The sequence below is a fragment of the Paraburkholderia sp. GAS42 genome (assembly GCF_050436565.1).
Taxonomy (GTDB): Bacteria; Pseudomonadota; Gammaproteobacteria; order Burkholderiales; family Burkholderiaceae; genus Paraburkholderia.
This window is the reverse complement of record NZ_JBNDML010000056.1, coordinates 1-5,608: the sequence shown is the minus strand read 5'-3', so window position 1 is coordinate 5,608 and position 5,608 is coordinate 1. Positions and strand designations below refer to the sequence as shown.

Sequence of the window (5,608 nt, the reverse complement as noted above, 5' to 3'; positions counted from 1 at the left end):
GCGACAACCATGACCCCCTGACGCAGCGACAATCACCTCGGCCGACCGGCCAAGATGTTTGTCGGTAAACCGGACTTCCTGCTTGACGCTATCCATCCAGCCGACGTTGAACTGCCTCCAGCACCGACTCATGCTCCCATCGACTTATCCGTCGTTGGCCGCTCGGAGTGCACTGTGACTTTATTGCGCATTGCGAACAGGCACTGCTCCAGTACCGGCGCATTTGCATGCCGTGTTCCTCACTGGTGTAACGGTAAATCGCGCGTTCGCTGGCGGGACATTGGTATTCGTCGTCCCGAGCAATGTAGATGAAGTCTGCCCTGTCAAATTGGCCATGGGCCTTTGCGCTGGACGTCGTGGGTTTTGGCAACATGACTGCAATGCCGGCATCTGCGCATTCCTTGATCTGAGGCGCGCTGTAGTAGCCTCGATCAGCTACGGCCCGGAGTCTGGTCTTACCCATAGCATCGCGCGCAGCCTTCGCAATAGGACTAAGCTGCGCCCGGTCGCTGCCAGAATTTGTGACTTCGTGAGCGACGATGAGGTGGTGCTTGGCGTCTACTGCCACCTGTACGTTGTAGCCCACCATTCCCGAGCCTTTGCCGCTCGTCGCCATGGAGCGCGCATCGGGATCAGTCATCGAGAGTTGGCCATCAGGCTGCGTCTTGAGTCGTCTTCGCTTCCAGTTCAGCAGGTTGCGTACGATCGGCGGTCTCCAAAGCATTCAGATACCTCTGGATGCTCTCCTCGATCTGCTTCTGACGCTTATCGACCTTACCCTCGGTGAAGTTGCGATCGCGAGTGTTGACTGCCTTGAACTTGCTACCGTCGATGGCAACAAGCGCTTGCGAGAACAGTTTCAGTTCACGGCATAAGACGACGAAGCGGCGACATACGTTGCGAATGCCAGTACCGTTGTCACGACGGAAGTCAGCTATGGTCTTGAAGTCCGGCGCCAAACGGCCGGTGAGCCACATCAATTCAACATTGCGTTGGCATTCACGTTCCAGGCGGCGGCTCGACTGGACCCGGTTCAGGTAGCCGTAAATATAGATCTTCAGCAGCACGCCCGGATGATAGGACGGGCGACCCGAACGCCGCCTCATGCGATGTGCATATGCGTCCACCGCATAGGGCAAGAATCGGTACCACTTTGTGCCAAGTTGCTTTCAATCGTCCGTCTTTCGGGGTCTCATTGCAGCCGCAGGCCACCCGCCCGAAAAGTCAATTACAGCGCCAGTCAGGAACCGGGACTGTGTCGATGCGAGGAAGCAGATCAGTTCGCCGATCTCTTCCGGCCTGCCTAGCCGACCCGCCGGCACCGAAGACCTGACATAGTCACGACCCTCCGGCTGGTCTATGAAGATAGCGCGTGGATAATAAGCCTCGCTATACAGGAAGTTCGGTGCCACTGCGTTGACGGCAATGTTAAGTGGCGCAAGTTCGACGGAAAACGATCGAACCAATGCATTCGCAGCATCCCTCGCGGCATCAGGAATGGCGCCTCCGTGCATTGGCAGCTTTGTCCGGCACGATGTCACTAATACGAGATTCCCGCCGCCCTGATGTCTCATACGCGGGATTGCCGCCTTTACCAAAGCGAAAGGACCGACCACCAGCTTTTCTAGCGTCTGCCGCAGGTCGTCCAGTGATGCATCCACAGTGGGCCGATGGATAGCGGGAAAGTGGTCGTTACTGACAATGGCATCAACCCGCCCAGTGACGGCCCATGCGGCTTCGACCAGCAGCTCAACGCTTTTGCCGCTCACACGCTCGACACTGCCATTCGCGTTCGAAAAGTGCTCCCACGCGATGTCGTCCACGAAGGAATCATCGTGGGCAAGCACGCGGAATCCCGCATCCAGCAGTGCTGCTACGGCAGGCGGGCCGGCATAGTCCGACGCATTCGTCACAAGTGCAACCTGTTGCTCTTTCTTCACAGCCGCTCCTCCTGGTGGTTCCGAAGCCGCGCGATCCGATGGACACCAGCGACCGCGCCTCCCTCGCGTCTGGCTATGGCGAATCCCGATGTTCGGCTCAGCGCTCCATACCCGACGTCCGGCCCGTTTCGACATCGCCTTCAGCGAATCGCGTCACGAGTTTCCCCCTGTCCATGCGTTGAAGCAGTTTAGGCGTTCAATGCGCGGCGCTCGCATCTTGAATCTGGCGTTACCCTTTTCTCCCCGACCTATGCCTTATCCGTCAGTGGTTCCAATCGATCACCATCGACCTACGGCGGCGCATCTAGTTTCTGGCCGAAGCTGGCCGATTGAGCGAGCGAACGGTGGTGGCCATGACCCACAGACCCTGTCTACTTACGAAGCGAACCGGCCCTGAATATCTTGCGCGCCGCCCCTCGCTCTGGTCCGGCTGCTGCCCTGGATCAACATATTTTGTCAAGATACTCACCGCCGTACTGAAGCGATTGTGGGGAAAACACACAACGCCAATTTTGCTCTGATTACTGCGCAAACGATTGCTTATACTCTCTGCACCTCTTTCTCCGAGGCGCAACGTATGCGGCAGGAATGGCTTGAATATCTCCAGCGAGTCGACTGGAACACTCCGGTGACTTTGGCGCTGACATCAGCGGCAGTCGGTTCTGTCATAACGCTCACCTGGATTTCAGCGAGGGATGCCAGGGAGCGCAAGCGTCAGCGACGCGACACTGCACTGGAACTAGCGTTATCGCTGGAAAGCTACGCCCGAACCTGCCGGACAGTGATGCATAAGGCCACCTGGGCAGCAGCGGAGCCAGTCGGCCATATGAACCGCGAAGCCAGTAAAGGCGTTTCCATTCCCGCCTTTGCCTACCCGGACACGCTTCACTGGCATGTCTTGAGCCGCAAAGTTATCTCCGAGCTCCGTGAGTATCCGGCGACAGTGCACGCCGCTCGGGAGTATGTGGAAGCGTTTCGCGAATTCGGCGAGCCAATCGACCTTTGTGGTCAGGTTGAATACGAATGTGCGAAGGCTGCGATGGCAGCGCTAGCACTTGCTCGGGCCACGCGCCGGCGGCACGGAGCCGCGAGGTGGAAGCCGGGCGCCAAAGACTCAGCCTTGGAGCGCGAACTGTCCGACTTCATCGCGAACGCTGAAGAAAAGCGCAAGGAGTCGCTCGAGCGTCGAATGGAGTCTACAGTCGGTCGACGAGTTGACGTGCAACGGGTCAAACAGGTGCTAAGCGCCTGAAACAGAGCTCGGATCCCCCGCGCAAATAGTTTCCGTAATCGCCCGCAAGGGACCACCAGTTTTCTCGATAGCAGCCGCTCGCTGACGATCAGTTGTTACTCGTCGCCTTCGTGCTAAAACGAGCCCTCTATTACGCTGACGCATGTCACGTTGGAGGTGTGTTGCTTGCCGGAACGCGCCCGTGGGCTGTGTTCCGGTTGGACCACATGGGCGCATCGGCCCAGTCTGACTGGAAAGGCATCTTTCGATTGCCGATATACAGAAGCACTGGCGCGGATCTATAACAGTATTGCGGCCTGAAAACAACGTGCTGCCTGCTCGCCGGCCCCGACGTCGGCAATTCAACCCTGGAGGTTTAGCGAATACAGCCTGATGAATCCATGCTTTGTCTGTTCGAATCTCGATTAGCTGAGTATCGGAGGTAATCATGGAATTCGAGTACCGCGGCTGGGTCATTGACGCAACCCCGGAATTTTCGCTTGGACAGTTTTTCGCACATGCGCGGATCATCCGAGCGTCGCCTGACGATGATGTGGACACTGAAATGCACATCGAGCGCAATCTTGCCTGGTTCGACAACCAGGACGAGGCTATACAGGTTGCGCGCCAATGGGCGATTGTGTGGATCGAAGCGCGCGAAGGTAACATCGGCAGCCCGGACACTGATTCATCTATACAGGCCAGGACCCCGGTGAAGTGAAAGTCCAGATGCATCAGCCTCGTGCCAGACGACTGGCTCTGTGGCCATTCTGCAACGCCTGCGGCTGTGATTCATATAGGTCCGCCCCACGGTAGATGCGGCAATGCGGCCTCCCGCATATATTCAGACGAGATACCTGATTGCTTCAGAAACGCGGATGTGTAGGATGGGACCAACGTCAGCGCCCCTTGCGCGACGTGTGTGTTTCGGGCCGCAGCAATGTCTGCGGCTTTTTTTACATGCGGAATCTCTTCAGCGCTTACGCGAGCTATCCGGCGTCGCTAACTTCGATGGCACAAACAGCCGGCGCAGACTTACCGAAGGGAAAACGGCGGCTTTGGGCGGCGCCGACCGTCGATATGGGCTTTTGCGTATTCAATGGCAAACAGGCATGCCGCGCTCTCGGATGCAAAGTAACCCAGAATGCCCAATGCTTCGCGTTTGCCGTTCCGATGCGTGACTATCGCTGTTGCTGCGTAGCCTGGCATGGAAATTGGGGCCAGAGGCATGATCGTCGATGTCCTGTATTCAACGGGATCAGCATGCATGACATGTCGCTCCTTGTGGCCGCTCGGCGAGCCGACTGAGGTGCCTCAGTTTTTCTATCCTAGGACAATTCTTTGACGATCAAAAGGTGCAGGGCCGAACCGGCGACAAGGGTCGGTTGAAGTGGCTGTGTCTAGTCGCCCAAAGTCGCTGCCACGGGAAAGCCCGGGCAAGGGAAGGAGTTCCTAACCGGAAGCATCCAGCAACGAATTGTTGTCAACGCGCGAGCGTGTCCTCCACTGCCCTCTGTCCGGCGCTATATCCTGCCATGAGCGCCTCGGCTTGTGTCGCGAAGGGTTGCTGCGTAGTCGCCGAAAGGCGTATCGGCGGGACCACGGGGCGAGTAGCGCCCGCCATTCTGATTTGCACGACAGCGCCCCCTTGTGCAAGGGGGACGCGCTCCGATAACACTCAGTGCCAGCCGTGCTTCAGCGGCCCATCCGCTCCGGTTGAGCGAAAAAAAAGCCCACCGTTCCGGAGAACGCGTGGGCTGGGATCAGGGAATGGAGAAGGTCTCGGTTTCATGTCGCCAGGGGCAATCGAAACTGATCACCTGCCGCGGGCTTCGCACGACGTTGCGCGTTTTGCATCCACCGGGTCATCTCGGCCGACCTGTGCGCGATAGTGTTCGAAATGCCGGCCTGCCGCGCCTTCACGCGCGCGCCGAAGTCGAACCCCATCGAATCGGCCGACGCAATCCGGTCGTACATCTTGATGCGGTCCAGACACGGCCCCTTCACTCCGAAGAGCATTAACAAGTTAGCGGGTAGATGGACACATTGAACGCCCGAAAAATCAATAGCTTCGCGGCCATCTTGTGTCGCTCGCCAGGTAGGTTGATATGGACACTACAAGCCCTGAAGTGTCCATCGAACTGAGGCTTCTGCAAGCCCACGCCGACCCGCGCAATACGGCAGGGCGGGGACAACGGGCTGACTCACGTCGGCAGCAGTGGTGAATGGCAATGCTTCTCTGGTTTTGGAGGCTATCCGTATTTGCTGGTTGATGCCGGCGTTCTTGGTTGCATTGCACCAATTGAGCACTGTAGCTGTGTGTCGTCCGTCGGACGCATTTCGACCCTTCTCTGCCGCTCGACGCTCGGCCGTCTCAATGTCTCTTACCAAAGCTGAATCGCCGGTCGAATGACCACGCGCCGACGAGAGCGAACTG

Annotated in this window: 4 protein-coding genes and 1 pseudogene; 2 read left to right on the top strand and 3 right to left on the bottom strand. The window is 58.0% G+C overall.

What is annotated here, in order from left to right; genetic code table 11:
- Positions 1-94: 94 nt before the first annotated feature.
- Positions 95-1,094: pseudogene (locus P3T16_RS34655) on the bottom strand (IS1182 family transposase); the annotation flags it as partial.
- A 75-nt stretch (positions 1,095-1,169) separates the two neighbouring features.
- Positions 1,170-1,940 (bottom strand): SDR family oxidoreductase, encoded by a 771-nt coding sequence (locus tag P3T16_RS34650; RefSeq protein ID WP_429259079.1) that lies wholly within the window; start codon positions 1,938-1,940, stop codon positions 1,170-1,172.
- Between the two features lie 487 nt (positions 1,941-2,427).
- Here P3T16_RS34650 and P3T16_RS34645 point away from each other — a divergent pair, with 487 nt between their 5' ends.
- Together P3T16_RS34645 and P3T16_RS34640 are read left to right on the top strand one after the other, a co-directional pair.
- Complete coding sequence (locus P3T16_RS34645; protein WP_429345642.1) at positions 2,428-3,192, top strand: hypothetical protein; 765 nt, start codon at positions 2,428-2,430, stop codon at positions 3,190-3,192.
- Positions 3,193-3,619: 427 nt separating this feature from the next.
- Entirely contained in the window at positions 3,620-3,892 is a 273-nt protein-coding gene (locus P3T16_RS34640; protein ID WP_429345641.1) for a hypothetical protein, read from the top strand.
- Between the two features lie 314 nt (positions 3,893-4,206).
- On the opposite strand, the gene P3T16_RS34635 is transcribed toward P3T16_RS34640, so the two are convergent.
- Positions 4,207-4,440 (bottom strand): hypothetical protein, encoded by a 234-nt coding sequence (locus P3T16_RS34635; protein WP_429345640.1) that lies wholly within the window; start codon positions 4,438-4,440, stop codon positions 4,207-4,209.
- Positions 4,441-5,608: the final 1,168 nt, after the last annotated feature.